Here is a 3,175-nt window from a genome sequence, read left to right as displayed (position 1 = left end):
GCAGTGAACCGGCGCGCATTTGCTCCACCTTCACGTCGACCGGCCCGGCTATCGCCGTCACAGCACCGTCTACACGCTGTTCCAGCGTTGCGCTGTATTCGCCTGGCATGGCGAGGAAACCGATTGGCTCCGGTGTGAAATAGTCGGGCGGAGTGCCGATAGCATCCATCGATGGATAGCGCAGATCCCAGCTAACCCGCTGCACGCCTTTCTTCGCCGGTGCCGGTACCCGACGGATGATGTCGCCATCGGTATCCCGAATCACCAGCATCAGGGCAGGTTCCTGCTCACGACGCTCGGCTTCGAGTTCGGCCCAGGAGGGTACGGGCGTGTTCTTGCCTGACTCGGCCAACGGCTTTTCGTCCGCCTTGCGCTTGTCGGTGCGGCTCTGCAGATCATCTTTCAGGAAGTAGGTGAATATCGCGCCAAAGTCGGGGTTGGGCGCAACGAAGTAGCCTTCGCCCTGGTCGGCCTTGCCATCTCCGCCCATCGGACGCTTTTCGATGTACCACCAGGCGCGGCGTGGCGTGAAAAGCGTTGCGTCCCGTTCCAGCGCTGCGGCATCGATATCGCGCAGCGCCGAATAGTCATCAAGGACAAAGAAGCCTCGACCAAACGATGCGCCGACCAGATCGTTCTCGCGTCTCTGGATGGTCACGTCGCGGAACGAAATCGTCGGTGCGTCACCCTTCAATTGCACCCAGTGGCTTCCCGTATCGGGCGAGAAGTAGAGGCCGAATTCGGTTGCGGCAAAGAACAGTTCGGGTTTGACGTGATCCTGCACCAGGCGCCACACCAGATGGCGGTCGGGCAAGTCGCCAGCCATCGAACTCCAGCTGCGACCACGGTTGGTGGAACGATAGAGGTAGGGTTTGAAATCACCGTTCTTGTGATTGTCGAGCGCGACGTACACCGTATCGGCATCAAACAGGTCAGCCCGAATGTCATTGACGAAGGCCTCCCTGGGCACGCCTGGCAAACTTCCGACTTCCACCGCGCGCCAGCTTTCGCCGCCGTCCTCGCTGATCTGAATCAGGCCGTCATCGGTGCCGGCATAGAGCAGGCCTTCGGCCTTCGGTGACTCGGCCAGTGAGGTGATGCTGCCGAAGTTGGACATGGCGAACATGTCCCAGGCCGCATCCCAACTTTGCTGTCGCCCCATCAGCGGCATCTGCATGCGATCCTTGCCGTGGCTGAGATCGGTCGAAATCGGGCGCCAGGTGTCGCCGCGATTGTCCGAGCGCCATACGCGCTGCGATGCGAAATAGATGCGTTTCGGGTCGTGCGGGCTGACCAGGATCGGAGCATCCCAGTTGAATCGCTCCGCTTCGTCGCCAGGCTCGGGTTGCGGCTGGATGTAGACAACCTCACCGGTACTGCGGTCGTAGCGGACCAGGTTTCCCTCCTGCCACTCGGCGTAGACGATATCCGGGTTGCCGGGTTCCGTGGCCGATTGATGACCATCGGCGAACAGCGTGATGAACCAGTCGGAATTTCTAATGCCGTTGCGGTTGTCGGTTCGCGATGGTCCGCCTTGCGATGAATTGTCCTGGGTGCCGCCGTAGATGTTGTAGAAGGGTTCGTCGTCGTCAACGGCGACCTTGTAGAACTGGGTCAACGGAAGGTTGTCGATATAGCGCCAGGTGCTGGCCAGATCCAGGCTTTCGTAGAGGCCGCCATCGCTGCCTACCAGCAGATAGTCGGGGTCATCGGCGCGAAAGGCCAGCGCATGATTGTCCGAGTGCTTGTTTTTTTCTTCCATTGGCCGGAAGGTCTTGCCGCCATCGTCGCTGATCTGCATGCGCACGTCGGCCAGATAGATGCGATCGAAGGCGTGCGGGCTGGCGTACAGTTCCTGATAGTAGTGCGGACCGGTGCCACCGGAAACGGTGTCCGAACGCTTTTCCCAGCTGCTGCCGCGATTGCTGGAACGATAAACCGCGCCTTTGCGACGCTCGAGTTCAATCGCTGCATAGAGTACGTCGGGTTTCTGCGGAGAGATGGCCAAGCCGATCTTGCCCATCGGGCCTTCAGGCAAGCCGGTTTTCAGGCGCTCCCAGGTTTCGCCACCATCGTTTGAACGATGCAATCCGGATTCCGGGCCGCCGCCAATATAGGCGGCCACCGAACGCTGGCGTTGCCAGGTGGCCGCATAGAGCAGGTCCGGGTCACGCGGATCGATCGCGATGTCGGTGACACCGGCCCATTCGCCGGCATCCAGAACACGCTTCCAGGTTTCGCCGCCGTCCATCGTCTTGTAGAGGCCGCGCTCGCCACCCTTTGACCACAACGGACCTTGCGCGGCGACCCATACGACGTTGCTGTCGTCCGGATGGACAATGATCTTTGAAATGCGCTCGCTGGCCTTGAGGCCCATGTTCTTCCAGGTCGTGCCACCATCCTCGCTGCGATAGACGCCGTCGCCATAGCCGACATGGCGACCGCCAACGTTCTCGCCTGTGCCTACCCAGACGGTATGGCGATTGCCCGGGTCGAGGGTCACGCTGCCGATGGAATACGAACCCTGGCCGTCGAACACCGATTTCCAGCTCGTGCCTGCGTTTTCGGTTTTCCAGACGCCGCCCGAGCCGACGGCGACATACCAGGTACTGGCGTCGACCGGATCAATGGCGATGTCTGCAATGCGGCCGGACATCAAGGCCGGGCCGATGCCGCGCAGCTTCAGCCCGGAAAACGTCTCGGCGTTCATCGTGCCCTTCGACTTCTCGGCATTGAGCGTTGAAATACCGAAGGCCAACAGCAGCGCCATCGCCGCAAGCAGCAAATACTTCATCTGGAACTCCCCTGATTGGACGTGCCGAGTCTAGCCCGGACTATTCATGAAAAACACACGCCCTCGCTTGTCCCTTGAATCCACATGGATTTTCGCTCACTCGCCCATAGTCACCGCTATGCGCTCGATCACGAAGCTCCATGTGAATCCAATGCTCTGCGCGATCATCGCGCGTATTCATGAATAGTCCGGGCTAGCCCATACCGAAACTGGCAATTCAAGCGCGTTGGCTACCTTCTTCCTCCGGGAGACGGTAGCCAACGGCCGGATGAAGGTACGCTCGCTGCGAACCTGCCCTGCTGGTGCGTACCTTCCTTGCCTGCGGCAGCTTCAAGCGGGGGAGAAGGATTAGCGCGAACATCAAGCCGGCCACACAAGCGC

The 3,175-nt window shown here is 60.4% G+C and carries 1 protein-coding gene; it reads right to left on the bottom strand.

The genetic code is table 11. The annotated features are described in order from the left end of the window. Positions 1 to 2,794 (bottom strand): WD40/YVTN/BNR-like repeat-containing protein (locus WBP53_RS05950; RefSeq protein WP_423926912.1); only part of this gene is annotated, 2,794 nt, incomplete at its 3' end. Between the last annotated feature and the right edge of the window lie 381 nt (positions 2,795 to 3,175).

The sequence above is a fragment of the Dokdonella sp. genome, assembly GCF_049593775.1.
Classification (GTDB): Bacteria; Pseudomonadota; Gammaproteobacteria; order Xanthomonadales; family Rhodanobacteraceae; genus Dokdonella.
Note: the sequence above shows the minus strand (reverse complement) of the source record. Positions and strands in the feature narration are given on the sequence as shown.